This is a genomic window from Micromonospora sp. NPDC005324, assembly GCF_040607155.1.
GTDB classification, from domain to species: Bacteria; Actinomycetota; Actinomycetes; order Mycobacteriales; family Micromonosporaceae; genus Micromonospora; species Micromonospora trifolii.
In genome coordinates this window covers 253,811-280,616 of the sequence record NZ_JBEXGE010000004.1, presented here as the reverse complement: position 1 = coordinate 280,616, position 26,806 = coordinate 253,811, and the positions used below count along the sequence as shown (strand labels likewise).

Below are 26,806 nucleotides of genomic sequence, written 5' to 3'. Positions count from 1 at the left end.
TGACATGAATTAATTAAAGGTCATACGATTCGCTCCGAATCGATTCGCCACCGCCACCACCCCCCGTGGCGCGTCGACACCCCCCACCGCGCTTCCACGACTCCGAGGAGCCACCTCGTGCGAACCCCGTCCCCCCTCGGGCCAGGAACAGCCCGTGATCTCGTCCCGAGACGTCGTCACGCCCGACGTCTGACCGCCCTGGCGGCCGCGCTGGTCGGCGTGCTCGTCGGCATCGGCGCCGCCCCCGGTGCCCCGTCGCCGATCGCCGAAGCCGCCGCCGCCCCGATGGCGGCCGCCATCGAGCCGGGGCAGAGCACCCGGATCGTCGGTACGCCGTCCGGCCGCTGCCTGGAAGTGCCCAACTCCAGCACCGCCAACGGCACGCAGACGCAGCTCTGGGACTGCAACGGCGCCGCCGGCCAGACCTGGACGTGGACGTCGACAAAGCAACTCCAGGTGTACGGCAACAAGTGCCTGGACGCCTCCGGCCGCGGCACCGCCAACGGCACCCAGGTGATCATCTGGGACTGCAACGGCCAGAACAACCAGCAGTGGAACGTCAACAGCAACGGCACCATCACCGGCGTGCAGTCCGGGCTGTGCCTCGACGCCAACGCGGCCGCCACCGCGAACGGCACCAAAATCATCCTCTGGGCCTGCAACGGCGGCGCGAACCAGCAGTGGGCCTCGCCGACCACCACCCCGCCGCCGACCAACCCACCGACCGGCGCGCGCCCCTGCGACATCTACGCCTCCGGCGGCACCCCGTGCATTGCTGCGCACAGCACCACGCGGGCGCTCTACGAGGCGTACGCCGGCAACCTCTACCAGGTTCGACGCTCATCGGACAACACGACCCGCAACATCGGGCTGACGGGCACCGGCGGCACCGCCAACGCGGCGACGCAGGACTCGTTCTGCTCCGGCACGACCTGCGTGATCACCGTCGTCTTCGACCAGTCCGGGCGCGGCAACGACCTCTGGTACCAGGGGTCGAGCGTCGTTCCGGGCTCCCCGCAGAGCAGGCCGGCGACCGCGACCTCGGAGTCGCTGACCGTTGGCGGCGCGAAGGCGTACTCGCTCTACATCAACCCCGGCAACAGCTACTGGCGCGACGGGCACCTCACCGGTGTGCCGACCGGCGCGGCGCCCGAGGGCATGTACATGGTGACCAGCGGGACCCACGTCAACAGCGGCTGCTGCTTCGACTACGGCAACAGCGAGACGACCAGGAAGGCCGACGCCGCCGGGGCGATGGACGCCATCAACTTCGGTAAGCAGTGCTGGTTCGGCGGCTGCTCCGGCAGCGGCCCGTGGGTGCAGGCCGACCTCGAGTGGGGTCTCTTCCCGGGTGGCAGCAGCTCCTGGAACCCGAACCAACGCGCGTTCACCAGCAAGTTCGTCACCGCGACGCTCAAGAACAACGGCGTGTCCCGCTTCGCCATCAAGGGCAGCGACGCGCAGGCCGGCAGCCTCTACACGCTGTGGGACGGCTCGCTCCCGTCGGGATACAGCCCGATGAAGAAGCAGGGCGCCATCATCCTCGGCAGTGGCGGTGACTGCTGCAAGCCCGACGGTGGCGCCAACCTGAGCGCCGGCACCTTCTACGAGGGGGCGATGGTCGCCGGCTATCCGTCCGACGCGATCGAGAACGCCGTGCAGGCCAACGTGGTGACCGCCGGATACCGCTGATCCTGGCGGCGTCCGAACGAGTCGTGCGCCGGTCACCAGCTCATGGTGACCGGCGCACCGCCGACCTGGTCGCCGGAATGCGCGCCGGGGCAGCCGTCTCCACGTAGCTCGGCCACCAGGTGCTCGTGAACCGCTCACAGTCGCGGCCGGCGACTGTGAGCGATAACAGGGTTGCCCTCCGGCACGCTCCGGGCGGCGCGGTGGTACGACTCGTTCGCTGATCGCGCGGCGGCTGAGCACGGTTGCCCTGGGCCTTTGGTTACCGGGCGGAACGTGGCGTCCCGGGAGATCGGCGTGAACGGTCCGTTACGTCTTGACGAACGGCATGTTATCGCTCACTCTCGATATAGAGGACGATCGTTCCCGTGGTTCACCGGGCGAGCCGCACGGGTCGTACCTCCGATCACGGCGTTCGCAAGGGCATGCGGACGTCACTCGGTACCCGGCAGTTGCCGGCGACAGCCCTCTCGGACTGTGCGTGCTGATGCCGGGCGGCCAGGATGACCGTCCCGCTCAGTCGCCCCGAGCGAAGTGGCACATCACCACCACCGATGCAACCACTGAAAAGGAACGCCATGAAACCCATGAGAACGATGCTGGCGGCGGCGACCATCGCCGTCGCCCTCACCACCGGTATGACGGTGGCGCTGACTCCCGCATCCGGTGCCGGCACGACCTTGAAGGCGGCCGCGGCCGAGAAGGGCCGCTACTTCGGCGCGGCCGTCGCGACCGGCAAGCTCTCCACCAGCGCCTACGCGACCATTTTGAACCGTGAGTTCAACAGTGTGGTGCCCGAGAACGAGATGAAGTGGGACGCCACCGAGCCGCAGCAGGGTCGGTTCAGCTACACCGGTGGTGATCGTCTGGTCAGTCACGCGCAGGCCAACGGCATGAGCGTGCGGGGCCATGCGTTGTTGTGGCACGCGCAGCAGCCGGGCTGGGCGCAGGGCATGTCGGGCAGCGCGTTGCGCAACGCGGCGATCAACCATGTCACCCAGGTGGCGGCGCACTACCGGGGCAAGATCTATGCCTGGGACGTGGTGAACGAGGCGTTCGCCGACGGTGGTGGCGGTGGGCGTCGGGACTCGAACCTGCAGCGCACCGGTAACGACTGGATCGAGGCGGCGTTCCGGGCGGCGCGGGCTGCGGATCCGGGTGCGAAGTTGTGTTACAACGACTACAACACCGACGGGATCAACGCGAAGTCGACGGGGATCTACACCATGGTGCGGGACTTCAAGTCTCGTGGCGTGCCGATCGACTGCGTGGGCTTCCAGTCGCACCTGGGCACCTCGCTGGCCGGTGACTACCAGGCCAATCTGCAGCGGTTCGCCGATCTCGGTGTGGATGTGCAGATCACCGAGCTGGACGTGATGACCGGCGGCAACCAGGCCACCATCTTCGGCGCCGTCACCCGGGCCTGCCTGGCCGTCTCCCGCTGCACCGGCATCACCACCTGGGGCGTGCGCGACTGCGACTCGTGGCGTGGATCGGACAACGCCCTGCTGTTCGACTGCAACGGCAACAAGAAGGCCGCGTACACCGCCGTCCTGGACGCCCTGAACGGTGGCTCGACCCCGCCCACCACGCCCCCGCCGGGCTCCGGGGTGGACACCAGCGCCTGGTACGTGTTGGTGAACCGCAACAGCGGCAAGGCGTTGGACGTCTACGCCTCGGCCACCAACGACGGGGCGCGGATCAGCCAGTGGACGCGCAACAACGGCGTCAACCAGCAGTGGCAGTTCGTCGACTCGGGGAGTGGCTACTACCGGGTGAAGGCCCGCAACTCCAGCAAGGTGCTCGACGTCAGCGGCTTCTCCACCGCCGACGGCGGCGCGATCGTGCAGTGGGGCGACCTCAACGGCACGAACCAGCAGTTCCGGCTCGCGAATTCGGCTGACGGCTACGTGCGCCTGATCAACCGCAACAGCAACAAGGCCGTCGAGGTGCAGGGCGCGTCCACCGCCGACGGCGGAAACATCGTCCAGTACGCCGACTGGGGCGGCAACAACCAGCAGTGGCAACTGGTCCCCATCGGCTGACGACCGCCGCCATCGCCTAAGGGAGCGGGAGTTGCCGGCCGCTCGGGATCCGGCCGGCGCCCGCCCCGGCGAGGTGTGACGAGTGGCGGCCCGCCCTCTACAGAGCGGGTCGCCGTACCCCCGCACGACAACCCAGACGTGCTGACGCCACCACCAGGACGCCGGCACGCACGCCAGGGCACGCGCGCGCGTTCTGCTCGTGGGTGACCCCGATCGAAGGAGTGGACCATGAAAGCCCTCGGTGAGGCTCGTCCCGCCTCTCGACAGAGACGCTGGCGGTCAGGGTTGGCCGCGGCGGCGGCCGCGGTCATGGCAGCCAGCACACTCGTCGCGGTCAACGCGACGCCAGCGGCGGCGGCGACAGTGGACACCAACGCCTGGTACGTGCTGGTGAATCGGAACAGTGGTAAGGCGTTGGACCTGTATGCCTCGGCTACGAATGACGGCGCGCGGATCAGTCAGTGGACGCGTAACAGCGGGGTCAATCAGCAGTGGCAGTTCGTGGATTCCGGGGGTGGCTTTTACCGGGTGAAGTCGCGGCACTCGGGCAAGGTGCTCGACGTGAGTGGGTTTTCCACCGCTGATGGTGGGGCGGTCGTGCAGTGGGCTGATCTGAACGGGACGAATCAGCAGTTCCGGTTGGCTGACTCGGACGGTGGTCATGTTCGGTTGATCAACCGCAACAGCAGCAAGGCGGTGGAGGTGCAGGGCGCGTCCACGGCCGACGGTGGAAACATCGTGCAGTACGCGGACTGGGGCGGCACCAACCAGCAGTGGCAGCTCGTCGCCGTCGATGGCGGCAACCCACCGCCGTCGGGCGGTAGCGGGTGCGGCAAGGCGCCGACGCTGGCCAGCGGCACGCACACGATCCAGAGCAACGGCAAGAGCCGGACCTTCATCCTGCGGGTGCCCGCCAACTACAACAACAGCAACCCGTACCGGCTGATCTTTGCCTTCCACTGGCGAGGTGGCACCATGCAGGAGATCTCGTCCGGCGGCACCAGCGGGACCGCGTGGTCCTACTACGGGCAGCAGGAGCAGTCGAACAACAGCGCGATCCTGGTGGCGCCCCAGGGGTTCGGCAACGGCTGGGGCAACTCCGGCGGTGAGGACATCACCTTCGTCGACGACATGCTCAGCCGGATCGAGAGCAGCCTCTGCGTCAACCCGAGGCAGCGGTTCGCGCTCGGCTTCAGCTGGGGTGGCGGCATGAGCTACGCCGTCGCCTGCGCGCGGGCCACCGTCTTCCGGGCCGTCGCGGTCATCTCCGGCGCGCAGATCAGCGGGTGCAGCGGCGGTACGCAGCCGATCGCGTACTTCGGGCTGCACGGCATCTCGGACAACGTCCTGAACATCTCCCAGGGCAGGGCGCTGCGGGACACCTTCGTCCGCAACAACGGTTGCACCGCGCAGAGCCCGCGCGAGCCGGCCGGCGGCAGCCGTACCCACATCACGACCGCCTACTCGGGTTGTCGGGCCGGATACCCGGTGCAGTGGGCCGCGTACGACAACGGCCACATGCCCGGCCCGGTGGACGGCACCTACGCCGAGAGCGGCATCACCACCTGGACCAAGGGTGAGATCTGGAGGTTCTTCGCCCAGTTCTCGTGACACCTGTCGGCCACAGTCGGCGGCGCCTGCTCCCGTACCTGGGGGCGGGCGCCGCCCGGTGCGAGTGACGATCAGCGTTCGAGGCGGACCGGGCTCCCCGAGCCACTGCGACGGACCAGCCATGCCTCGGTGATGTGGGTGAACATCGCCTCGGCGGCGCCGTTGGGATCGTGGGCCGCGATGCGTTCGTAGATGCGTCGGTGACCCTGGTTGGACGCCACGCACAACGCGCGTTCGGTCCGGCCCATGTAGCGGGCGGTGTTGATGACCTGGCTCTCCAGCGCGCGGACGACGCCACGGGCGATGCGGTTCCCGGATGCCTGCATGATCATGTCGTGGAAGGCCCGGTCGTGGTCGTGGTAGGTGACGTGGTCGTCGACGAGTTCGTCCATCCGGTCCACGATGGCCCGCAGTCGATCGACGGTCTCGCTGTCGGCGAGGCGGGCGGCGACGTTCGCCATGTCGGACTCGAGCACCCGCCGGGTGACGACCAGGTCGTCGAGGATGGCGAGACTGTCGTCCACAGCGATGGTGGCCGCGAGGACGAGCTCGTCGAGCATGTCCCAGTGTGACGGTGGGGTGACCATGGTGCCGGCGCCCTGGCGGACCTGCACCAGCCCCTTCTCCTGCAGGATCTTCACTGCTTCCCGGACGACGGTCCGGCTCACGCCGAAGGTCTCGCAGAGGATCGGCTCGGGAGGCAGAGACGTCCCGGACGGGTGTACGCCGCGGACGATGCGCTCCACCAGTTCGGCGGTGACCGCCCTGGCGAGGTTGGTCGGCCGACGCACCCACGCCGGGGTCGCCGGGCTGTTCAGGGCTGTCTCCTGCGGTGGCGTCATGTCCCCCTCCGAATGGCTCGCCGTGGCACGACGTCTGGCTCAGTGTACGGCCGACTGTTGACGTCACACGTCATACGAGTCACCTTTCGGTCAACATTTGGCTCGCGGGGCACCCGCCGGCCACCCCTTATCTAGAGGTGACAATCGATGAGACAGCGCGCAATATGGTCGGCCGTCCTCGTTGTGGGCCTGGCCCTGGCCGGTTGTGGAAGTGCTAGCGATTCGGGCAAGTCAACCAGCTCTGACGGCAAGTTGGTCGTGTGGGACTGGAAGTCCGGCGAGCCGTTCGCCAAATCCTATCTGGACAAGGCCAAGGCCGACTTCAAGAAGAAGCACGCCGACGTCGAGGTCGAGTTCGTCGCGCAGCCCTTCGACCAGTACTACACCCTGCTCGGTGCGGCGATCCAGTCCGGCAAGGGCCCCGACGTCATGATGTTCAACGGCGGTGGCCAGATCCGCGACCGGGTGGACGCGTTGGTGCCGATCACCGACTACGTGGCCGAGGACAAGCAGCGGTTGGCCGGCTGGGACGCGTTCACCAAGGACGGCAAGGTCTACGGCGGCCCGGTGACGCTGCAGGGCTACCCGATCTACTACAACAAGGAGATCTACCGGAAGGCCGGCCTCGACCCGGCCAGCCCGGCCACCACCTGGGACAAGTTCGTCGCGGACTGCGCCGCCATCGCCAAGGCCAGCTCCAGGTGCTTCGCCCTCGGCAACAAGGAAGGCGTCGGCATCCAGTTCTGGCTCTCCAGCATGGGGTCGGTGACCCTCACCGCCGCGGAGTACGACGCCTGGATCACCGGCAAGCGCGACTGGACCTCGCCCAACGTGAAGCGGATCTTCGAGCTCTGGAAGGAGACCGGAGACAAGAAGATGAACACGGACGGGGCCAACTCGACCGCCATGTTCAACGACTCCTTCGCAACCTTCCAGTCCGGCAAGGCCGCCCATGTCATGGGCCTCATGTCGGACGTCGGGCACTGGAAGTCCTTCAACGAGTTCCTCACTGCGGAGAAGCTCGGCGTCATGAAGGCCCCGGTCGTCACCGCCGGCACCACCCCGAGCCTGCCGTACGACGGTGGCATCGGCTACGCCGTGGCCAAGTGGACGAAGGACCCGAAGGTGGCCGCCGACCTGGTGCGGTCCCTGACCTCGGCCGACGCGTTGAAGGCGTTCTACGCTGACGCCGGCGCGATCGCCGCCGACATCACTATCGACGTCTCGCAGGCCGGCCCGGCTGCCTCCACGATCGTCGGCGAGCTGAAGACCGGCAAGCCGGCTCTGCACGTCGCGCTCTCCTCGAAGACGATCGACCTGATGGGGCGCCTCTCCCAGCAGCTGCTCAGCGGTTCGATCACCGTCGACGAGGTGGTGAAGCAGTTGGCCGCTTCCGACCAGGCGGGCTGACCTCGTGCCGATCGGAGACACGCAACCGTCGGTCCGCCCGGCTTCGGCCGGGCGGCCCGGCGGCCCGGCGGTCACATCCCCTGCGCACCGCGGTGGCACCCGTCCCCGGAGCACCCGTGGCGGCCTGGGGGCCGAGCGCTACGCCCCCTACATCCTGGTCGCTCCGGCCGTCCTGATCATCGTGGCGCTGCGGCTCTACCCGCTGATCCTCGGAGTCAACTTCTCCTTCACCGGCGACGGTGACCAGAACGGAGACTCGGTCGGGTTCGGCAACTACCAGGAACTGTTCGGTGATCCGCTGTTCCGGACCGCGCTGGGCAACGTCGGCCTGCTGGTGTTGCTGCTTCCGGTGGCGGTGGCGATCCCGGGTCTCCTCGCCACGTTCATCTTCCTCCGCGTGCCGGGCCACCGCTTCTACCGCAGCGTCTACTTTTTTCCGGCGGTGCTCTCGCCGGTCATCGTCGGGGCGATCTTCAACCTGCTGCTCGCCTTCGACGGCCCCCTCAACGCTGTCCTCGGGTCGTTCGGTGTCGGTCCGGTGGACTGGCTCGGGGACCCGGACGTCGCGATGTTCATGGTGGTGGGCGTCCACATCTGGGCCACCTTCGGGATGGCACTGGTGGTGTTCCTCGCCGGCTTCGCCACGCTGGACGCCGCGCTCCTGGACGCCGCACGGGTTGACGGCGCGTCACTGCGCCAGGTCGTCTGGCACGTGATCATCCCGAGCCTGGCCCGGACCATCCAGTTCGTCTTCGTGACCACGATGATCGGGATGCTGACCTCGATGTTCGGGCTGCTCTTCGTGATGACCAGCGGCGGCCCGGAGGGCTCGACATACCTGCCGGAGTACTACATCTGGATCCAGCAGGGCCAGATGAACCGTCCGGCTCTCGCGTCCGCCGCGTCGACGATCCTCTTCGCGATCATGCTCGTGGTGGGCATGTTGCAGATCAAACTGCTCGAACGATCGGGAAAGGTGGACTGATGTCCCGCGTACGACTGGGGCGGTGGATGATCGCCATCCCGATGTCACTGCTCGCGGTGGCGACGATCTACCCCCTGCTGTTCACCGCGAACGTCGCGTTGAAGACCCGCCGGGACTACATCCTGGACCGGTTCTCCCTGACCAGCACTCTGCATTGGGAGAACATCAGCACGGCGTGGAGCAGCGTCGGCATGGGTCGATACTTCGTCAACTCGCTGGTCGTGGTGACGTCGTCGGTGCTGCTGCTGCTCCTGCTCGGGTCGATGGCCGGCTTCGCGCTGAGCCAGTTGCGGTTCCGTGGCTCGTCGGCGTTGTTCCTGGGCTGCCTCGCGGGGCTTTTCATCCCGTTCCAGGTGATCATGGTGCCGCTCGCCCGGATCATGGCCGACACCGCGCTGATCGACACGTACCCGGGTCTGATCCTCGTCTACGTGGCCCAGTTCCTGCCCTTCACCGTCTTCCTGATGACGAGCTACTACAAGGGCATCCCACCGGAGATCGTCGACGCCGCCCGGATCGACGGCAACACCGTGTACGGCGTGTATCGCCGGATCATGCTGCCACTGGGCACGCCGGCGCTGCTGTCGGTCGGCATCCTCAACGCCCTGTTCTGCTGGAACGACGTCCTCATGGCGTTGGTGATGATGCCCTCGGCCGAGAACCGGACGCTCATGATCGGGGTGACCTCGTTGCGAGGGCAGTACTCCGACAACATCCCCACCTTCGCGTCCGGGGTGCTGATCGCCGCGATACCCGTCCTGTTGGTCTACCTGTTCCTCCAGCGCCAAATTGCCGACGGCGTGGCCGCCGGTTCCACGAAGGGTTGACATGCGGATCACGGGATATCGGACGCTCTCCACGGTCCAGGAATGGGGCCGACCAGTCGGCGACGCCAACGGTGTGTTCGCCGACGGGGTGGTTCCGGTCTCGATCGTCATCGTCGACACCGACGAGGGCATCTCGGGAGTCGGCCTCGGGCCGCACGTCGAGATCGAGCGGATCTTCCCAGCCATCGAGGGTGAGGACCCCCGGGCCGTGACGTCCCTGTACGACCGCATGTTGCGGCACACTTTCAAGGCGGGCCACGCGGGGCCGGTGTTCGGCACCATCGGCGCTCTGGACACCGCGCTCTGGGACATCAAGGCGCAGGCCGTCGGCGAGCCGCTGTGGCGGCTGCTGGGCGGACGGGACCGGCGGGTCACCGCCTACGCGTCCGGGCTGGACATCGGGCTCACCGACGACGAACTCGTCGCGGAGTACGAGGTCTACGCGAGCCACGGCCTGCGAGCGGCCAAGCTCAAGGGCGGCCTCGACATCGAGCGCGATCGGCACCGCCTGAGCCTGGTCAGGGAGGTCCTGACCGAGGCCGGGCACGGTCGACGGCCGGGCCTGATGCTCGACGTCAACGAGGCGTGGACCCGCAAGCAGGCGGTCCGGCATGTCTGCGAACTGGAACGGACCCTGGATCTCATCTGGATCGAGGAGCCGGTCCGGCGCTGGGATGCCGAGGGTCTCGCCGCGGTCAGCCGAGGCGTGTCCGCGTCGGTCGCCACCGGTGAGAACCTCACCGGGCTCGAACAGTACCGTCCGCTGATCGCCGCCGGCGCTGTCGACATCGTCCAGATGGCGGCCGTCTGGGGGGTCACCCACTTCCTGCGGGCGTCCGCCCTGGCCCACGCCCACGACCTGCCGGTCAGCCCGATCGGCAACAGCCCGGTCGGGCTGCTGCACGCTGCGACCTCGGTGCCGAACCACCTGACCAGCGAGTTGCAGGACCTGCACGCGCCGGTTGGTGTCTCCATCGACCTGCACGTCGAGGATGGCGCCTTCATCCTCGGCGACTCACCCGGGCTGGGGGTCCGGGTGGACGAGGAGCGGATCCGGGCGACCAACCGCCGACCGCAGGCGCAGACGGCCGACAGCCCCAACGTCCGGCCGGAGCGGGCCGGACGACGGCTGCTGGCCGGGGTCGACGGGGTGATCCCCACCCGCCAGGTGCCTGTCGTGCCGCTGAACTCCCGCAACGAGGTGTCGCCGACCGTACGGCACTGAGCTGACCACCAGAACAGGAAAGGCGTGGGTGCATCGCGACGGCGATGCACCCACGGCCATGCCCGGTCGGCACGACCGACGTACCGACCGTCGAGACGGAGGAACGATGAAGGCAGTCGTCTACCGGGGAGCGCGACACCTCGGAATCGAGAACCGCGACCCGGAGCCACCGGGCCGCGGCCAGGTACGGATCGACGTGGCGTACACCGGGATCTGCGGTACGGATCTGCACATCTACCACGGGGACATGGACGCCCGGGTCGGTGACTCCGCCATCATCGGGCACGAGATGTCCGGGCGGATCGCAGCCGTCGGCGAGGGCGTGACCGGTTGGAACATCGGTCAGCCCGTGACCGTGATGCCGACCCGACCCTGCGGGCGCTGCGCCGCCTGCCGGCGGGGCAACTCCCACGTCTGTCACGCGATGAACTTCCTCGGCATCGACTCACCGGGTGCCATGCAGTCCTCCTGGACCGTGCCGGTGGAGCTGGTCCTGCCGCTTCCGGAGGAGTTGCCCCTCGACCACGCGGCGCTCGTCGAGCCGGTGGCGGTCGCCGTGCACGACGTACGCCGGGGGAACGTGACCGCCGACGACCAGGTGGTAGTGGTCGGTGGTGGGCCGGTCGGCGTCCTCATCGCCACCGTCGCGCGGAGCCGTGGCGCGCGGGTGCTCCTCGTCGAGCCGGACCCGTTCCGACGCGAGGTGGCCGAGGGGATCGGGATCGAGGCAGTCGACCCGCGAGCGACCGATGTCGTGGCGCTCGTCAACGACCGTACCGATGGCGAGGGCGCCGACATCGCCTTCGAGGTGTCCGGCGCACCGGCCGGCGTCACCACGGCGGTCGACGTCCTCACCACTCGCGGGCGGCTGGTCATGGTGGCGATCCATCCCCAGCCCCGCGAGGTCAACCTGCACCGGTTCTTCTGGCGTGAGCTGGAACTCCTCGGTGCCCGGCTGTATCAGCGCGACGACATGGTGGAGGCGATCCGGTTGGTCGCCTCGGGCGCGATCCCGGCACGGCAGCTGATCTCCCGGGTCGAGCCGGTCGAGGCGGCCAGCGCGGCCTTCGAGGCGCTGGAGGGTGGCGGCGTCATGAAGGTGCTGCTCGATGTGCGGGAGGGTAACCAGTGACGGCGTTGTTCGACCTGTCCGGCCAGACGGCCGTCGTGACCGGGGCGCGGCGCGGTATCGGCCTCGCCATGGCCGAGGCCCTGGCCCTGGCCGGTGCCGACATCGTGGGCGTCTCCGCTCAGCTCGAAGCGGAGGGCAGCGAGGTCGAACGCCGCGTACGCGCCGCCGGCCGCCGGTTCACCGCACTGCGGGCGGACCTCGGCGACCGGGCGGCCGTGCACCGGTTGGCCCGCGACATCGTCGCTCTCGGGCCGGTCGACATCCTGGTGAACAACGGCGGCACCATCGCCCGGACCCCGGCCGCGGAGCACCCGGACGAGATGTGGGACCACGTCATCGAGGTGAACCTCAGCAGCCAGTTCATCCTCAGCCGGGAGATCGGCCGGACGATGGTCGAGCGCGGCCGAGGGAAGATCATTTTCACGGCGTCGCTGTTGAGTTTCCAGGGCGGCATCACCGTCCCCGGCTACGCCGCGTCGAAGTCGGGCATCGCCGGCCTCACCAAGGCGCTGGCGAACGAGTGGGCGGCCCACGGGGTGAACGTCAACGCCATCGCGCCCGGCTACATCGCCACCGACAACACCCAGGCGCTGCGCGACGACCCCGACCGCAACCAGGCGATCCTCGGCCGGATCCCGGCCGGGCGGTGGGGCCGGGCCGACGACCTCGGCGGTGCCACGGTGTTCCTGGCGTCGGCCGCGTCGGACTACGTCAACGGCGTCGTGCTGCCCGTCGACGGCGGCTGGTTGGGCCGATGACTGGCGCACAGGAGCCCGGACACGCCGGGATCGTCGACGCACACCACCACCTCTGGGTCCGCGCCCGGCACCCGCAACCGTGGATCGACCCGGTGACCATGGCGGCCATCGACGCCGACTTCGAACCCGCCGATCTCGCGCCGGCGGCCCGGGCGGCCGGGGTCACCGCGACAGTGGTGGTGCAGTCCGTCGCCTCCGACACGGAGACGGTGGACCTGCTGCGCGTGGCGGACGAGGACACACTGGTCCGTGGTGTCGTCGGCTGGGTGGACCTGACCGCCGCCGACGTTCCGGAGCGCCTCGACGGGCTGCGGGCCGCCCGAGGTGGCGAACGCCTCGTCGGTATCCGCCATCTCGTGCAGTCCGAGAGCGACCCGGCGTACCTGGACCGTCCCGACGTCCGTCGGGGGATCGCGGCGGTGGGCGCCGCCGGCCTCGTCTTCGACCTGCTGGTACGCCAACACCAGCTCCCCATGGCCGCGCGTCTCACGCGTGACCTGCCCGAGGTGAACTTCGTCCTCGACCACCTGGGCAAGCCCGCGCTGGGCAGCTCGGAGATGGCCGAGTGGAGCCGGGGCCTGCGGTCGTTGGCGGCCTCGCCCAACACCACGGCGAAGCTCTCCGGGCTGGTGACCGAGGTGCCGCTCCCGCACTGGACGTCGGGCGACCTTCGACCCGCCGTCGAGGACGCTCTGGACGCGTTCGGGCCGGACCGACTGATGTTCGGCTCGGACTGGCCGGTATGTCTGCTCGCCAGTTCGTACCAGCTGTGGGTCGACACCCTGGCGGAGCTGCTGGAGGGCCAGGACGGGGCGGACCGGGTGTCGGTCTGGGGCGGGACGGCACGCCACGTCTACGGGCTGGGGCCGTCATGATGGCGCGCGCGCTGCCGCGCCGCCCGCAGCTGCGGCTCACCGAGCTGGGCTTCGGCGCGGCCCAGGGGGGCAACCTGTACCGGACGACGTCGGACGAGGAGTTCGCCTCTGCGGTCGACGCCGCGTGGGAGGCGGGTGTCCGGTACTTCGACACCGCGCCGCACTACGGTCTCGGGCTGTCCGAGCGCCGCCTCGGCGCCGCGCTGCGCCAACGGCCGCGCGACGAGTACGTGGTGTCGACGAAGGTCGGGCGACTCCTTGTGCCGTCGCCCCGGGACGCGCACCTGCGGGACTCCGACGGGTTCGATGTGCCCGCGACCCACCGGCGGGTGTGGGACTTCAGCCGCGACGGCGTGCTCCGCTCCATCGAGGCCAGCCTGGGTCGGACCGGGCTGGACCGGATCGACGTCGTCTACCTGCACGACCCGGACGACCACTGGGAGCAGGCCGCGCACGAGGCCGTACCCGCCCTGATCGACCTGCGGGACCAGGGCGTCGTGGGTGCCATCGGTGCCGGCATGAACCAGTCGGCGATGCTGGCGCGGTTCGTCCGGGAGACCGACGTCGACGTGATGATGTGCGCCGGGCGGTACACGCTGCTCGAACAGGGCGCGGCCGCCGACCTGCTGCCGGCCGCCGAGAACCGCGGAGTGGGCGTGGTCATCGCTGGCGTCTACAACTCGGGGCTGCTCTCGCGGGACCGGCCGCCGGCCGACGCCGTCTACAACTACCAGCAGGCCCCGGCGGCGCTGATCGAGCGGGCGCGGCGGATCGCCACGGTCTGCGAGAGGTACGGGGTGACCCTGCCGCAGGCGGCCCTCGCCTTCGTCCGCCGGCACCCGGCGGTGGTGTCGACTGTGGTCGGCGTCCGCAACGAGGCGCAGGCGGTCGAGACGGTGCGACGGTCCGGGATCGTCGTGCCGGAGGAGTTGTGGGACGACCTGGCGGCGGCCGGGCTGCTCGCCGCGCCGCCCGGCCGGTCTGCCTGATCGACGACGACGTCCCGGCCGGGACCGGCTCCGTTACTCGGACACCGGTCCCGACCGGGACGTCAACCGTTACCGCGACAGCCGTGAGGTCACACTGCGGTGAACCGCCACTGCTGGTTGGCGGCGCTGTGGCAGGTCCACTGCAACAGCCGGGCGCCGTCGGTGGTGGCGGCACCGTTGACGTCCACGCAGAGCCCGCTCAACACATTGCGCACCGTGTACACGCCGGAGGTTCCCGTCGCGGTGGCCGTGAACTTCTGCTGGTTGCCGTTGTTGCAGGTGGCCTGCTGGAGGAAGGCGCCCGCCGCGGTGGAACTGCCGACCACCTCGACGCACTTGCCGCTGTGCACCGCCTTCAGGTAGACCGCCCCGCTGCCGGCGTCGACCGCCTGCCACTTCTGGTTGTTGCCACCGGTGGACGCCCACTGGGTGATCTGGGCGCCGTCGGCGGTGGAGACACCGCTGACGTCCATCAGCTTGTTGCTGTGCTGCGCGGTGACCGTGTAGGTCTTGCCCGCCAGGCCACCACCGGTGCCGGGTGTTCCGACGCCGTTGCCGCCAAAGGTGTGCGAGTCCAGATCGAACGAGTTGCTGCTGTTCTTGAACACCATGTAGAGCGTCTGTGTCCCGCTGGTCGCGGCGACGCTCACCGGAGTCGTGGACTGGTAGTTGTCCCAGCCGCCCGTACTGGGCACCGTGGTGGTGGCCAGCAGGGTGCCGGTCGGCGAGCCGGCGCGCAGCTCGATCGAACCGCCACCGGAGGGCGACGACACCCGGTAGCTGACCGTCGAGATGCCCGACAGGTTCATCGGGCTGAACGCGATCCAGTCGTTGGTGGAGATGTCACCGACGCGCTTGGTGCTCTCCGCCGCCGACTGGTCGACGACCCGGATGCCGGACTGGCTGCTGAAGTACTCGGACTGCTTGTGCTTCGGTTGCAGGATCGCCTGTGCGGTGCCGGTGAGCGGGGACCCGCCCCCCGAACCGCCGTTGTCGGTGTACCGCGCGTTCAGCACGTAGAACAGGTTGGCGCCATCGGGGTGCCCGCCGAGCAGGTCGGTGGAGATGGTGCCCGAGCAGCCCGGGTACTCGGTGGTCTCGTGTGCGTGGTCGTCGTGACCCAGCGCCGGGTTGAGGATGACCTTCGAGCAGTCGACGGTGCCGCCGTCCGGATCGGTCACGGTGATCTGGTACGACACCTTGTCACCGAAGGTCAGCATGCCTCCGTTGCCGGGTGTGGTGATGGTGACCACCGGTGCGCTGTTGCCGACGGTGATCGGGACGTTGGCGAAGCCCGTCTTACCGGTGCTGTCGGTGACCTTCAGCTGGGCCGTGTAGTTGCCGTTGGAGGTGTACGTCTTCGACGGGTTGGCCGCCGTGGAGGTGGTGCCGTCGCCGAACGTCCACAGGTAGCTCAGCGTGTTGCCGTCCGGGTCGGACGTGCCCGCGCTGCTGAACTGGACGGTGAGCGGCGAGGAGCCACTGGTGGGCGTGCCGGTGGCCTTGACGATCGGTGACCGGCCGCCCTGGATGTAGTCGATCCGGTAGAGCCCGGAGTCGCTGTTGCCGCCACCGAAGTTGGTGCCCCACTCCAGCAGGTAGAGCGAGCCGTCCTTGCCGAACTCCATGTCCATCGGCTTGTTGAACCCACCACCGGGCAGGAACGGGTTGGTGCGGGTCACCGCAGAGGAGGAGTCGAAGTGCACCTCCTTGACGTAGCTGCGCGACCACTCGTAGAAGAAGTGCACCCCGTCGTAGTAGGGCGGGAACTTCGTCGCGGACGGGTTCGACGCGTCGTACCGGTAGACCGGGCCGCCCATCGGCGCGGAGCCGCCGGAGCCCAGCTCCGGGAAGTTCGACGAGGCGGGGTAGCCATACCAGAGGTTGGGCATGACGACCGGCTTCAGGCTGGTCAGACCGGTGTTGTTCGGCGAGTTGTTGACCGGCGCGGAGCAGTTGAACTTCGAGCCGACGACGCCGGTGTCCGGGTTGAACGGCGCGTACGGCTGGTTGTCGCCGTGGCAGAACGGCCAGCCGTAGTTGCCGGGCGTCTTGATCACGTTCAGCTCGACCAGGCCCTCCGGGCCACGGTTGGTGGTGGGCGGGTTGCGGTCCGGGCCGTAGTCGGCCAGGTAGACCCAGCCGGTGGCCGCGTCGATCGAGAATCGGAACGGGTTGCGGAAGCCCATCGCGTAGATTTCCGGCTTGGTCTGGGCCGTGCCCTGGGGGTAGAGGTTGCCGGACGGGATGGTGTAGCTGCCGCTGGCTCCGGGACGGATGCGCAGCAGCTTGCCGCGCAGGTCGTTGGTGTTGCCCGCGGTCCGGGCGGCGTCCAGGTTGGACTTGCCCGAGCGCCAGTCCAGCGGGGCGTAGCCCTGCCAGTTGGGGTCGAGGTTCGGGGGTGTGTCGTCGCCGGTGCCGATGTAGAGATTGCCGTCCGGGCCGAACTCGATGTAGCCGCCGGTGTGGCCGGGTTCCGGGAAGGTCCGGTCCCGGTACGCCGGGATGTCGATGATCGTCACGCCGCTGGACGTGTTCAGCGTGTCGCCGCTCATCGTGAAGCGGGAGACCCGGTTGACGTCGGTCGAGCTGCTCGCCGGCGAGTGGTACAGATACACGTACCCGTTGGTGGCGAAGTTGGGGTCCAGCGCCATGCCGGTGAGGCCGTCCTCACCGCCGGTGTAGACACTCAGCGTGCCGGCGGTCACCGTGCTGTTGGTGGAGGGCTTGAAGACCTTCAGCTGCCCGCCACGCTGGGCGTAGAACACGCGCCCGTCCGGGGCCACTGCCATCGCCATCGGGTCGACGGTGTTGTCGTCAAGGGTGCGCTTCTCGAAGTTGCCCCAGACGGTGCCGCCGCAGTCGCCGGGAGCGTTGCCGGCGGCCCACTTGATGCCACCGAGGACGTGGTTCTGGAAGTTCGTTTCGCTGTAGGAGGCGATCGCGTGGCCCATCGCGGTGGCCCACACCCGCCCGCCGCCGGTGTCCCGACACCAGGAGATCGGGTGGTCCGGGCCCATCGCCCGGGAGCCCGGGTTGTAGGTGCGCTCGTCGGCGGTCACCAGGACGTGCACCTTGCCGCGCGGGTTGGCGTCGAAGTTGTACCACTCCTCGCTGCGGGTCCACCGATCCGGCAGGCTGGCCGTCGACGGGTGCTTCTTGTCGGCGACGATGGCGGTGCCCTGCAGCACGCCGGGCGAGTGCTCGGGCATGTGGGCCCCGGCGTTGATGGTGTTGTCCCACCACGGGTACTCAGACTCGATGCCCATGTCGGTGGCGTTGTGGATGGCGACGATGCCCTTGCCGCTGGCGAGGTAACCCTCCACCGCCTGGCGCTGCGCCGCCGAGGTCCAGACCATGCCGGAGGTCTGGAGCATGACGATCACGTCGAAGGTCGCCAGGTTGCTGGCGGTGAAGACGCTCGAGTCCTCGGTCGCCACCACCTCGAAGTTGTTCGCTGTGGCCTGCTGCTGGAGCATGCTGATGCCAGCCGGGATCGAGTCGTGCCGGTAGCCGGTGGTCTTGCTGAACACCAGGGCGCGGAAGGCCGGGGCCGCCGAAGCGGGTGGAGCGAGTCCGAGCGCCAGTAACAGGCCGGCGATCACCGAGATGAGCAATGTGTTACGACGCATGCCGTCTCCTAGGTTGGGCGGGCGTAGGGATTGCGACCACGGGTCCTACGACGCGTCAGGTTGACCTGGACACGCGAGGGACACGGGCGCGCTGGTCTGTCCTCATGCCGTTCGCCGCAACGGCAGTCAGACCCGCGGGACGTCACACAGCGTGATGCTGGCAGCGGTTCTCGTCCCGGTGGTCCACGAGGTCAGGATGGGCTAAAGATTGATAACTGTCAATCAAACGCGGGAACATCCGACGTCCTGCCCGGTGGACGGCGGTCGCGCTCGGCTCCCTCGCTGCGGCACCGCCTGTCGATCGCGGCCCGGCCTGGCAGTCGGGCTTGATCGAGGATTGCGGACCCGCATCCAAACATCTATCTTCATACGTGTGATGTTTCCTGGATGTCAAGGCAATGTTTTCGACGCGCGAACGTAAGTCGCCGCTGTTCCTACGAAAGTTTGATGTCCAGCGCCTCGAAGTCGCCGTAGTGTGGCATTTAATCTCGTCGATGACTACTGTCTGTGAGGGCTTTCGGGATGTCAGATCCGCCGCCGACGCCGCTTCTCACCCTTCGGGGCATCGGCAAGTCCTTCCTCGGAGTCCGCGTTCTCGACGGTGTCGACCTCGATGTCGCGCCGGGCGAGGTGCACGCCGTGGTCGGCGAGAACGGTGCCGGGAAGTCGACCCTCATGAAGATCGTCTCGGGCGGGTACGCCCCGGACGGGGGCACTGTCGAGTTCGCCGGTGCGACGCGTACGTTCCGTGGCCCGCGCGACGCGCAGCGGGCCGGCATCGGCATCATCCACCAGGAGTTCAACCTGCTCCCGGAGCGCACCGTCGCCGAGAACGTCTACCTGGGGCACGAGCCGGTCCGACGCGGGCTCGTCGATCGTCGGGGGATGGTCGACCGCACCACGCGGCTGCTCGCCTCGATCGGTGAGACCGCGTTGCCGGCCGACGCCCGGGTGGGGCAGTTGGGCGTCGCGCAGCAGCAGGTCGTCGAGATCGCCAAGGCGCTCGCCCTGGACGCGCGGCTGCTCATCATGGACGAGCCGACCGCCGCGCTGGCCGACCACGAGGTCGAGCTGCTCTACGGGCTGGTGCGCCGCCTCCAGGAGCGGGGCATCGGGCTGCTGTACGTCTCGCACCGGCTCGCCGAGGTCTTCGACCTGTCCGGTCGGATCACAGTGCTCAAGGACGGCCGTCGGATTACCACAGTGGACACCGAGGTCACCACCGCCGGCGAGTTGGTGCGGCACATGGTCGGCCGGGAACTGTCAAGCTACTACCCCGACCGGGCCGCCCCCGAGGACCGGGGCCCGGTGCGGCTCAACCTTCGCGACGCGGGAAACCGGAAGCTGCGGGACGTCAACCTCCAGTTGCGCGCCGGCGAGGTGCTCGGCATCGGCGGCCTCCAGGGCTCGGGGCGCTCGGCGCTGGCCCGTGCGATCTTCGGGGTGTCGCCGTTCACGACCGGCGACGTCACGCTCGACGACCGGCCGGTCCGACTGCGCTCGCCCCGCACCGCGATGCGGGCCGGCATCGCCTACGTCACCGAGGACCGTAAGGGCGAGGGGATCGTCCCCCGGCAGTCGGTGCTGGACAACGCGCTGCTCGCCAGCCGGGCCGTCTTCGCCGCCCGATCCGGCCGGGCGGCGAGGACCGCCCGGGTGCGCGAGTTGCTGGCCGCCGTGGAGATCCGCGGCGCCGGCGACGACCAGGAGATCCGCTTTCTGTCCGGGGGCAACCAGCAGAAGGTCGTGCTGGCCCGATGGCTCGCGCTCAACCCGCGGATCCTGCTCTTCGACGAGCCGACCCGGGGCATCGACGTGGGCGCGAAGTCAGCCATCCACGACCTCGTCCGCCGCCTCGCCCGTGACGGCGCGGCAGTGCTGATGATCTCGTCCGATCTACCGGAGCTGCTGGGGATGAGTGACCGGATCGTCGTCATGCGGGACGGCCACGTCGCGGGCGAACTGCCCGCCGGCGCGACCGAGGAGGAGGTCGTCGCGCTGGCGGTCGGCACCGTGCGGGAGACGGCCCAGTGAGCGCGAGGAGTGAGCCGGGGTTGCGAGCCCCGCAGTCGCGAACCGAGGTGAACCAGTGAGCGCTCTGTCGCTGTTGCCGACCCGGCGTTCCGTACCGGGCGTCTTCGTGGCCCTGACGCTGACCCTGACGATCGGCTGGCTGGTCGTCCTGCTCGACGGTGGTCAGCTCTTCAACCAGTCCACAACCGTGAGTCTGCTGCATGTGGCCGCCGGCCTCGGTCTGGTCGCTGTGGGCCAGACCCTGGTCATCCTGGGGGGCTCGCTCGACCTCTCGGTGGCGTACGTGATCAGCCTCAGCACCCTCGTCGCGGCCGAGACGATGAACGGCAGCGACGGCGCGGTGCTGCCGGCGATCGGCCTGGTGCTGGTCGTCAGCGCCGGCGTCGGGTTGCTCAACGGGCTCCTCGTCACCAGGTTCCGGGTCAACGCGTTCATCGCGACCCTCGGCGTCGGGCTGCTGCTCAAGGGTTACCTCGACAACGGCTACGACGGCCCGGCCGGCACCACCGCACCCTCGCTGGTGCAGGCCCTCGGCTACCAGCGCGTCGGGCCGGTGCCGGTGTCGTTCCTGCTGCTGATAGCGGTCACCGCGGCGGCCTGGTTCGCGCTCTCGCGGACCCGCTTCGGCCACCATCTGGTCGCCGTCGGCGGGGATCCGGAGGTGGCCCGGCTCTCCGGCGTCCGCAACGACCGGGTCCTCGTCACCGCCCACGTCCTGTGTTCGATGTGCGCGGGCCTCGCCGGCATCTACCTCGCCAGTCGGCTCGGCTCGGGCGCCCCGCGCGTCGGTACCGAGGGCCTCTACGACCTGGAGTCGATCGCAGCGGTGGTGATCGGCGGTACCGCCCTCGCCGGTGGGCGCGGTGGCGTCATCGGCACTGTCGGCGGGGTGTTGCTGCTGGCCAGCATCGACGCCATCTTCAACCAGCTCGAGGTCGACGCCTTCTTCAAGCAGGTGATCCGGGGCGTCATCATCATCGCCGCGGTCGCCGTCTACGCCCGCCGGGCCATGCGAAAGGCGGCCTAGCCATGCAGACCGTCCAGCCCCGTTCCCTGCCGCTGCGCCTGCCGCGGGTGCGTCCCGGTGGCGTCCTGCCGATCCTCGCGATTCTCGCGGTGCTGTTGGTGCTCGTCGGCATTCGGCAGCCCGACTTCCTGGCCCCGCAGTCGCTGATGTCCTTCCTCGGTCGTTCGGCGCCGATCATCCTGCTCGCCGCCGGCCAGTACTTCGTGATCGTGTCCGGTGAGTTCGATCTCTCGGTCGGTTCCCTGGTCACCGCTCAGGTGGTGGTCGCCGCGCGGCTGATCGACAGCGACCCGACACGTACCTGGCCGGTGGTGCTGCTCCTGCTCGCCTTCGGCGCGCTGGTCGGGCTGGTCAACGGACTGATCACGACACGGCTGCGGGTGCCGTCGTTCATCACCACCCTCGGCATGTTCCTGATCCTCGTCGGCGCGGTCTACCTGTGGTCCGACGGCGCCCCGAAGGGTGGGCTCTCCGAGGAGTTCCGGCGGTTCGGCCGCCGGGCCTTCGAGGACGTGCCGGTGCTGGGCCGCGTTCCGTACGCGCTGCTGGTCCTGGTGGTCCTGGCGGTCGCGGCCGTGCTGCTGATGCGCTCCGACTTCGGCCGGACGCTGGTCGCCGTCGGCGACAACCCGCGCACCGCCGAGTTGAGCGGCGTACGCGTGTGGCGTACCCGGACCTTCGCCTTCATCCTCAGCGGGCTCGCGGCGGCGGTGGCGGCGATCCTGCTGGGCGGCTACAGCGGCGTGTCGTTCCAGGCCGGCGCGGGCCTGGAGTTCGGTGCGATCACCGCTGTCGTCCTCGGCGGGGTGGCGCTCGGCGGGGGTCGCGGCGCGGTCGTCGGGGCGATGCTCGGCGCGCTGACCCTCGAACTGCTGTTCGCCCTCATGAATTTCTACGGCGTCTCCGGCGCCCTCAGGTCGACCGTCCAGGGCGGCATCATCCTGCTCGCCGTGGCGGTCTCGGCAACGCGTCCTTCTTCGAGATAAAGGGGAAACCATAGTGCGACGTTCCATGGCGGCCATTGCCGCTGTCACATTGCTGTCCCTCGCCGCCTGTGCCACCGACGAGCCGGCCGCGAGCCCGTCGGGAAGTGCGTCCGCCGCCACTGGGTCCGGCACCGGGGACCAGTCGAAGTTCTTCGTGCAGGCCGACTACGACGCCGAGTTGGCGCTGCTCGACGCGGCACCGACGGGCCCGGCCGACAAGCCGTGGGAGCAGGTGCTCAACCCGACGATGGTCGACACGGCCAAGTTCAAGAAGAACGGCCCGCACAAGATCTGCTTCTCGAACGCGGCCCTGAACAACCCCTGGCGGCAGGTCGGGTTCAAGACCATGCAGGCCGAGGTCGAGGCGCAGAAGACCCGCATCAAGGAGTTCGTGCACGTCGACGCCGAGGGCAAGGACCAGAAGCAGATCGCGGACATCAACGATCTGCTCGGCAAGGGCTGCGACGCGCTCATCGTCTCGCCGAACACCACCGCCACGCTCACCCCTGCCGTCGAGGCGGCGTGCAAGGCCGGGCTGCCGGTCGTCGTCTTCGACCGTGGTGTCAACACGAAGTGCCCGGTGACGTTCATCAACCCCATCGGCGGTTACGGGTTCGGCCACGTCGGGGCCGAGTTCGTCAGCCAGAAGATGAAGCCCGGCGGCAAGGTCCTCGCCCTGCGGATCCTGCCCGGCGTCGACGTCCTGGAGACCCGCTGGTCGGCGGCGAAGGTGGCGTTCGACAAGGCGAAGGTCGACGTCGTCGGTGTCGAGTTCACCGATGGTGACCCCGCCAAGACCAAGAAGATCGTCGACGACTACATCCAGCGGTACGGCACCATCGACGGGGTCTGGATGGACGCCGGAGCGGTGGCCGTCGCGGCGGTCGAGGCGTTCCAGGACGCGGGCAAGCCCGTTCCGCCGATGAACGGTGAGGACCAGCTCGACTTCCTGAAGATCTGGAAGGACAAGAAGCTCACCGCGATCGCGCCGACCTACCCGACCTACCAGTGGCGTACGCCGATCATCGCGGCGCTGCGGATCCTCGACGGCCAGCAGGTGTCCAGCCCGTGGAAGCTGCCGCAGCCGACCGTCACCCAGGACAACCTGGACCAGTACCTCGACGCGGGCATGCCGCCGCTGCACTACGCGATGTGCGGCTGCACCGACCTGCCCGGTTACCCGCAGCGCTGGAAGTAGGGTCCGATGTACGCCATCGGCGTCAACCCCTGGGTCTGGGCCTCGCCGGTCGACGACAAGGCCCTGGCCGAGCTGATCCCGCGGATCGCCGCGTTCGGCTTCGACGCGGTCGAGTTGCCGATCGAGCAGCCCGGCGACTGGGACCCGATCCGTACCCGGGACCTGTTGGCGGCGCACGGCCTTGTCGCCGCCGGCGTCTGCGCGGTCACCCCGCCGGGGCGGGACCTGGTAGACGCCGCACCAGCGGTCGTCGAGTCGACGGTGGCGTACCTCCTGGGTTGCGTGGCGAGCGCGGCGGCCGTCGGCGCTGGATGCGTCGGCGGTCCCGCGTACGCCTCGGTCGGCCGTACCTGGCGGATGTCGCCGGCGGCTCGCGCGGCCTGCTACGCGGATTTCCGGCGAGCCCTGGCGCCGGTCGCGGAGCAGGCCGGCGAGGTGGGCGTGAGCATCGGTGTCGAGGCGTTGAACCGCTACGAGACGAGCGTCGTCAACACGATCGAGCAGACGCTCGAGCTGATCGACGGGCTTCCGTCGAACGTCGGCATCATGATCGATACCTATCACATGAACATCGAGGAGGCCGATCCCTACGCGGCCCTCGCCGTCGCCGGCCGGCACATCAAGCACGTCCAGGTCAGCGGCACCAACCGGGGCGCTCCCGGTGCTGACCACTTCGACTGGCCCCGCTTCTTCGCTGTCCTGAAGGACACCGGCTACCAGGGCGCGATCTGCATCGAGTCGTTCACGGCGGAGAACGAGGCCATCGCCACCGCCGCGGCGATCTGGCGTCCGTTGGCCCCCTCCCAGGACCGTCTCGCCACGGATGGCCTGCGCTATCTCCGGGAGATCCTCGGATAGACAGCCACGACCCGCCACCCCCGCGCCGGTCGAGGCCGTCCCTTCACCTCCCCCCGTTCTCACGTCAGGAGCACCGTCCCGTGTCCTCGTCCATCTCGTCGCTGCGCCGACTGCTGGCCGGCGCCGCCGCGACAGCGGTAACCGCAGTGGTCGCGGTAACCGCCTCGGCGTCCCCGGCCCTCGCGGCCACCACCACCCTCTACGCGTCGCCCTCCGGCAGCGGCACCGCGTGTTCCGCCAGCCAACCGTGTTCGCTGACCGCCGCCCAGACCGCGGTACGGGCGATCAACAGCGCGATGTCCGGTGACATCGTCGTCGAGTTGGCCAATGGCGCGTACCGCCTCTCGGCGCCGCTGCGGTTCACCGCGGCCGACTCGGGCAACAACGGCTATCAGGTGATCTGGCGGGCGGCCTCCGGCGCACGTCCGACGATCACCGGCGCCCGGGCGGTCACCGGTTGGTCGCTCGTCGATTCCGGGAAGAACATCTGGCGGGCCAACGTCGGCGCCGGGCTCGACTCTCGTCAGCTCTACGTCAACGGGGCCGTCGCCACCCGGGCACGCACCGCCGTGAACCGCTCCGACTTCACCTTCACCACGTCCGGCATGCGGTTCACCAACGGCGCGCTCAGCTACCTGAACAACCTCGGCAACCAGAACCGGGTCGAGGTGGAGAGCGTCGGCTCGTTCACCGACCGGTACTCGCCGGTGCAGAGCATCAGCGGAAACTTCCTGACGATGCAGCAGCCGGCGTGGAACAACAACACCTTCGGCTTCGACACGCTGTCCCGTCCGCACCGCGCGGGCCCGTTCTACCTGGCCAACGCGTACGAGTTCCTGGACACGGCGGGGGAGTGGTATCTCAACCCGAGTAACGGCCAGCTCAACTACATCCCGCTCAGCGGACAGAACATGAGCTCGGTCAGCGTGGAGCTGCCGCAGATGCAGTCCCTGGTCAACGTCGGCGGCACCTACGACGCGCCCGCGCACCACATCTCGTTCAGCGGCATCACCTTCACCGGCACCAGCTGGCTCGGCCCGAGCAGCAGCAACGGCTTCGCCGACCAGCAGACCGGCGCGCACATCGTCGGTTCCTGGGCCCGCCCGTCGGACGCGCTGACCTCCTGCCAGGAGGGTTGCCCGCTGTTCGAGGCCACCCGCCCGAGCTGGGCCCAGATGCCGGCCGCGGTGCAGGTCTCCGCCGCCAACACCATCAGCTTCAGCGACTCCCAGTTCGTCAACCTCGGGCAGACGGCCATCGGCATCGGCAACGACGCCAACGCCCACGCCAGCGGCGTCGGCCTGGGGGCCAACAACATCACCGTCACCCGCTCCGAGATCGCCCGTAACTCCGCCGGTGGCATCGTGGTCGGCGGCGTGCGCGCCGACGCCCACCACCCCAGCGACCAGCGGATGGTCAACCGCAACGTCACCATCAGCAACAACCGGGTGCACGATCTCGGTCTGGAGTACCGGGGCGTCGTCTCGATCCTGACGACCTACGTGAACACCTCGCTGGTCTCGCACAACGAGGTCTACAACATGCCGTACACCGGGCTGTCGGTCGGCTACGGCTGGGGCGCCAACGACGCCGGCGGCAGCCAGCACTACGCCAACCGTGGCCTGTACAACTACCAGCCGCGGTACTCCACGGCGACCACCGCGGCCAACAACCAGGTCATCGGCAACTACGTGCACGACGTCATGCAGCAGATGACCGACGGCGGGTGCATCTACTCGTTGTCGGCGAACCCGGGCGGGTTGATCGCCGAGAACTACTGCCTGCGCACCAACGGCTGGTTCGGGCTCTACTTCGATGAGGGCTCGCGCTACTACACCGCCCGCAACAACGTGTTCTCCTCCACCGGCACCTGGGCCACCGCCAACTACTACTACGCGGAGAACATGGGCAACTTCACCGTCACCAACAACTGGTCGACCAGCAGTGGCACGAACGTGACGAACGGTGACCGCGGCAACGTCGTCAACGGCAACGTCACGGTCAGCAACGGCAACTGGCCGTCGGGCGCGCAAACGGTGATCAACACGGCCGGCGTGCAGAGCGGTGGCAGCACCAACCCGACGAACGTGCAGATCGTGGGCGTCCAGTCGGGCCGCTGTGCCGAGATCGGTAACTCCAGCACGACCAACGGCACGCAGGCCCAGATCTGGGACTGCATCAGTAACGTCGCCAACCAGCGGTGGACCCACACCGCGAGCCGGCAGCTCATGGTCTACGGCACCAAGTGCCTGGACGCCTCCGGCCAGGGCACCGTCAACGGCACGAAGGTGGTGATCTGGGACTGCAACGGTGGTGTCAACCAGCAGTGGAACGTCAACTCCAACGGCACGATCACGGGCGTGCAGTCGGGTCTCTGCCTCGACGCGAACGGTGCTGCGACGGCGAACGGAACGAAGTTGATCCTCTGGGCCTGCAGCGGCGGCACCAACCAGCAGTGGCAGCTGCGCAGCTGAGCTGGCGACGGGTCCGGGTCGGGGCGAGACGCCTCGGCCCGGACCTGTCCGGTTGTAGCCCTTCGATCCTCGCCGTCGGACGACTTCGCCACTGACGCGCCGCACGAGGCGTGCCAGGACGAGCAGTGGACGGTCCCCGCGCCGCTCGACCCTGTGGAGATCGCCCCCACGGCTCACGGCTGGGCCTGGCCTGGGTCAGGAGTCCGTGC

The 26,806-nt window shown here is 68.8% G+C and carries 19 protein-coding genes; 17 read left to right on the top strand and 2 right to left on the bottom strand.

Translation table 11 applies throughout. The annotated features are described in order from the left end of the window. Nucleotides 1-117 precede the first annotated feature (117 nt). The 3 genes from ABZS40_RS06400 (at nucleotide 118) to ABZS40_RS06390 (ending at nucleotide 5,345) form a co-directional block, all read left to right on the top strand. Nucleotides 118-1,692, top strand: coding sequence for an arabinofuranosidase catalytic domain-containing protein (locus ABZS40_RS06400; RefSeq protein WP_354942316.1), 1,575 nt, complete (start codon nucleotides 118-120; stop codon nucleotides 1,690-1,692). Between the two features lie 584 nt (nucleotides 1,693-2,276). Then, the gene (locus tag ABZS40_RS06395) at nucleotides 2,277-3,734 is read left to right on the top strand and encodes an endo-1,4-beta-xylanase (RefSeq protein WP_354942350.1); all 1,458 of its coding nucleotides are present in this window, start codon (nucleotides 2,277-2,279) and stop codon (nucleotides 3,732-3,734) included. A gap of 228 nt (nucleotides 3,735-3,962) precedes the next feature. Beyond that, nucleotides 3,963-5,345 carry an RICIN domain-containing protein gene (locus ABZS40_RS06390; protein WP_354942315.1) on the top strand — a complete coding sequence of 461 codons (1,383 nt, stop codon included), beginning with the start codon at nucleotides 3,963-3,965 and terminating at the stop codon, nucleotides 5,343-5,345. A gap of 71 nt (nucleotides 5,346-5,416) precedes the next feature. Here ABZS40_RS06390 and ABZS40_RS06385 read toward each other — a convergent pair whose 3' ends face one another. Further along, nucleotides 5,417-6,187 (bottom strand): FadR/GntR family transcriptional regulator, encoded by a 771-nt coding sequence (locus ABZS40_RS06385; RefSeq protein WP_354942314.1) that lies wholly within the window; start codon nucleotides 6,185-6,187, stop codon nucleotides 5,417-5,419. 147 nt (nucleotides 6,188-6,334) lie between these two features. Here ABZS40_RS06385 and ABZS40_RS06380 point away from each other — a divergent pair, with 147 nt between their 5' ends. The 8 genes from ABZS40_RS06380 to ABZS40_RS06345 all read left to right on the top strand — a co-directional run bounded on the left by ABZS40_RS06380 (nucleotide 6,335) and on the right by ABZS40_RS06345 (nucleotide 14,388). Continuing rightward, nucleotides 6,335-7,597 (top strand): extracellular solute-binding protein, encoded by a 1,263-nt coding sequence (locus ABZS40_RS06380; protein ID WP_354942313.1) that lies wholly within the window; start codon nucleotides 6,335-6,337, stop codon nucleotides 7,595-7,597. 4 nt (nucleotides 7,598-7,601) lie between these two features. After that, entirely contained in the window at nucleotides 7,602-8,582 is a 981-nt protein-coding gene (locus tag ABZS40_RS06375; RefSeq protein WP_354942312.1) for a sugar ABC transporter permease, read from the top strand. Continuing rightward, nucleotides 8,582-9,409 carry a carbohydrate ABC transporter permease gene (locus tag ABZS40_RS06370; protein WP_354942311.1) on the top strand — a complete coding sequence of 276 codons (828 nt, stop codon included), beginning with the start codon at nucleotides 8,582-8,584 and terminating at the stop codon, nucleotides 9,407-9,409. The genes ABZS40_RS06375 and ABZS40_RS06370 overlap by 1 nt, the downstream gene beginning before the upstream one ends. A gap of 1 nt (nucleotide 9,410) precedes the next feature. Beyond that, nucleotides 9,411-10,634, top strand: a complete 1,224-nt coding sequence (locus ABZS40_RS06365) for a mandelate racemase/muconate lactonizing enzyme family protein (protein WP_354942310.1) — start codon at nucleotides 9,411-9,413, stop codon at nucleotides 10,632-10,634. Between the two features lie 106 nt (nucleotides 10,635-10,740). Next, nucleotides 10,741-11,766 carry an alcohol dehydrogenase catalytic domain-containing protein gene (locus ABZS40_RS06360; protein WP_354942309.1) on the top strand — a complete coding sequence of 342 codons (1,026 nt, stop codon included), beginning with the start codon at nucleotides 10,741-10,743 and terminating at the stop codon, nucleotides 11,764-11,766. Beyond that, nucleotides 11,763-12,524, top strand: coding sequence for an SDR family NAD(P)-dependent oxidoreductase (locus ABZS40_RS06355; protein WP_354942308.1), 762 nt, complete (start codon nucleotides 11,763-11,765; stop codon nucleotides 12,522-12,524). The genes ABZS40_RS06360 and ABZS40_RS06355 overlap by 4 nt, the downstream gene beginning before the upstream one ends. Next, complete coding sequence (locus ABZS40_RS06350) at nucleotides 12,521-13,399, top strand: amidohydrolase family protein (RefSeq protein ID WP_354942307.1); 879 nt, start codon at nucleotides 12,521-12,523, stop codon at nucleotides 13,397-13,399. Before ABZS40_RS06355 ends, ABZS40_RS06350 begins: the two co-directional genes overlap by 4 nt. Then, a complete protein-coding gene (locus ABZS40_RS06345; RefSeq protein WP_354942306.1) occupies nucleotides 13,396-14,388 on the top strand; it encodes an aldo/keto reductase in 993 nt (330 codons plus the stop codon). Before ABZS40_RS06350 ends, ABZS40_RS06345 begins: the two co-directional genes overlap by 4 nt. Before the next feature lie 89 nt (nucleotides 14,389-14,477). Here ABZS40_RS06345 and ABZS40_RS06340 read toward each other — a convergent pair whose 3' ends face one another. After that, entirely contained in the window at nucleotides 14,478-18,020 is a 3,543-nt protein-coding gene (locus ABZS40_RS06340; RefSeq protein ID WP_354942305.1) for a ThuA domain-containing protein, read from the bottom strand. Between the two features lie 522 nt (nucleotides 18,021-18,542). Between ABZS40_RS06340 and ABZS40_RS06335 the strand changes: the two genes are divergently transcribed. The 6 genes from ABZS40_RS06335 to ABZS40_RS06310 all read left to right on the top strand — a co-directional run bounded on the left by ABZS40_RS06335 (nucleotide 18,543) and on the right by ABZS40_RS06310 (nucleotide 26,597). Then, nucleotides 18,543-20,054, top strand: coding sequence for a sugar ABC transporter ATP-binding protein (locus ABZS40_RS06335; protein WP_354942304.1), 1,512 nt, complete (start codon nucleotides 18,543-18,545; stop codon nucleotides 20,052-20,054). A gap of 55 nt (nucleotides 20,055-20,109) precedes the next feature. After that, on the top strand, nucleotides 20,110-21,081 hold the full coding sequence (locus ABZS40_RS06330) for an ABC transporter permease (protein ID WP_354942303.1): 972 nt from the start codon (nucleotides 20,110-20,112) through the stop codon (nucleotides 21,079-21,081). A 2-nt stretch (nucleotides 21,082-21,083) separates the two neighbouring features. Next, nucleotides 21,084-22,067, top strand: a complete 984-nt coding sequence (locus ABZS40_RS06325; RefSeq protein ID WP_354942302.1) for an ABC transporter permease — start codon at nucleotides 21,084-21,086, stop codon at nucleotides 22,065-22,067. Between the two features lie 25 nt (nucleotides 22,068-22,092). Then, entirely contained in the window at nucleotides 22,093-23,265 is a 1,173-nt protein-coding gene (locus tag ABZS40_RS06320; protein WP_354942301.1) for a substrate-binding domain-containing protein, read from the top strand. Nucleotides 23,266-23,271: 6 nt separating this feature from the next. After that, nucleotides 23,272-24,123: a sugar phosphate isomerase/epimerase family protein gene (locus ABZS40_RS06315; RefSeq protein WP_354942300.1), complete on the top strand. Its 852-nt coding sequence runs from the start codon at nucleotides 23,272-23,274 to the stop codon at nucleotides 24,121-24,123. A gap of 80 nt (nucleotides 24,124-24,203) precedes the next feature. Beyond that, a complete protein-coding gene (locus ABZS40_RS06310) occupies nucleotides 24,204-26,597 on the top strand; it encodes an RICIN domain-containing protein (protein ID WP_354942299.1) in 2,394 nt (797 codons plus the stop codon). The last annotated feature ends 209 nt before the right edge of the window (nucleotides 26,598-26,806 follow it).

Bases quoted from the DNA above. Each gene is read 5' to 3' on its own strand.
- ABZS40_RS06380 (WP_354942313.1), top strand. From the start codon at position 6,335: ATGAGACAGCGCGCAATATGGTCGGCCGTCCTCGTTGTGGGCCTGGCC.
- ABZS40_RS06360 (WP_354942309.1), top strand. From the start codon at position 10,741: ATGAAGGCAGTCGTCTACCGGGGAGCGCGACACCTCGGAATCGAGAAC.
- ABZS40_RS06385 (WP_354942314.1), bottom strand. From the start codon at position 6,187: ATGACGCCACCGCAGGAGACAGCCCTGAACAGCCCGGCGACCCCGGCG.
- ABZS40_RS06350 (WP_354942307.1), top strand. From the start codon at position 12,521: ATGACTGGCGCACAGGAGCCCGGACACGCCGGGATCGTCGACGCACAC.
- ABZS40_RS06345 (WP_354942306.1), top strand. From the start codon at position 13,396: ATGATGGCGCGCGCGCTGCCGCGCCGCCCGCAGCTGCGGCTCACCGAG.
- ABZS40_RS06315 (WP_354942300.1), top strand. From the start codon at position 23,272: ATGTACGCCATCGGCGTCAACCCCTGGGTCTGGGCCTCGCCGGTCGAC.
- ABZS40_RS06320 (WP_354942301.1), top strand. From the start codon at position 22,093: ATGGCGGCCATTGCCGCTGTCACATTGCTGTCCCTCGCCGCCTGTGCC.
- ABZS40_RS06335 (WP_354942304.1), top strand. From the start codon at position 18,543: ATGTCAGATCCGCCGCCGACGCCGCTTCTCACCCTTCGGGGCATCGGC.
- ABZS40_RS06370 (WP_354942311.1), top strand. From the start codon at position 8,582: ATGTCCCGCGTACGACTGGGGCGGTGGATGATCGCCATCCCGATGTCA.
- ABZS40_RS06340 (WP_354942305.1), bottom strand. From the start codon at position 18,020: ATGCGTCGTAACACATTGCTCATCTCGGTGATCGCCGGCCTGTTACTG.
- ABZS40_RS06365 (WP_354942310.1), top strand. From the start codon at position 9,411: ATGCGGATCACGGGATATCGGACGCTCTCCACGGTCCAGGAATGGGGC.
- ABZS40_RS06395 (WP_354942350.1), top strand. From the start codon at position 2,277: ATGAGAACGATGCTGGCGGCGGCGACCATCGCCGTCGCCCTCACCACC.
- ABZS40_RS06325 (WP_354942302.1), top strand. From the start codon at position 21,084: ATGCAGACCGTCCAGCCCCGTTCCCTGCCGCTGCGCCTGCCGCGGGTG.
- ABZS40_RS06390 (WP_354942315.1), top strand. From the start codon at position 3,963: ATGAAAGCCCTCGGTGAGGCTCGTCCCGCCTCTCGACAGAGACGCTGG.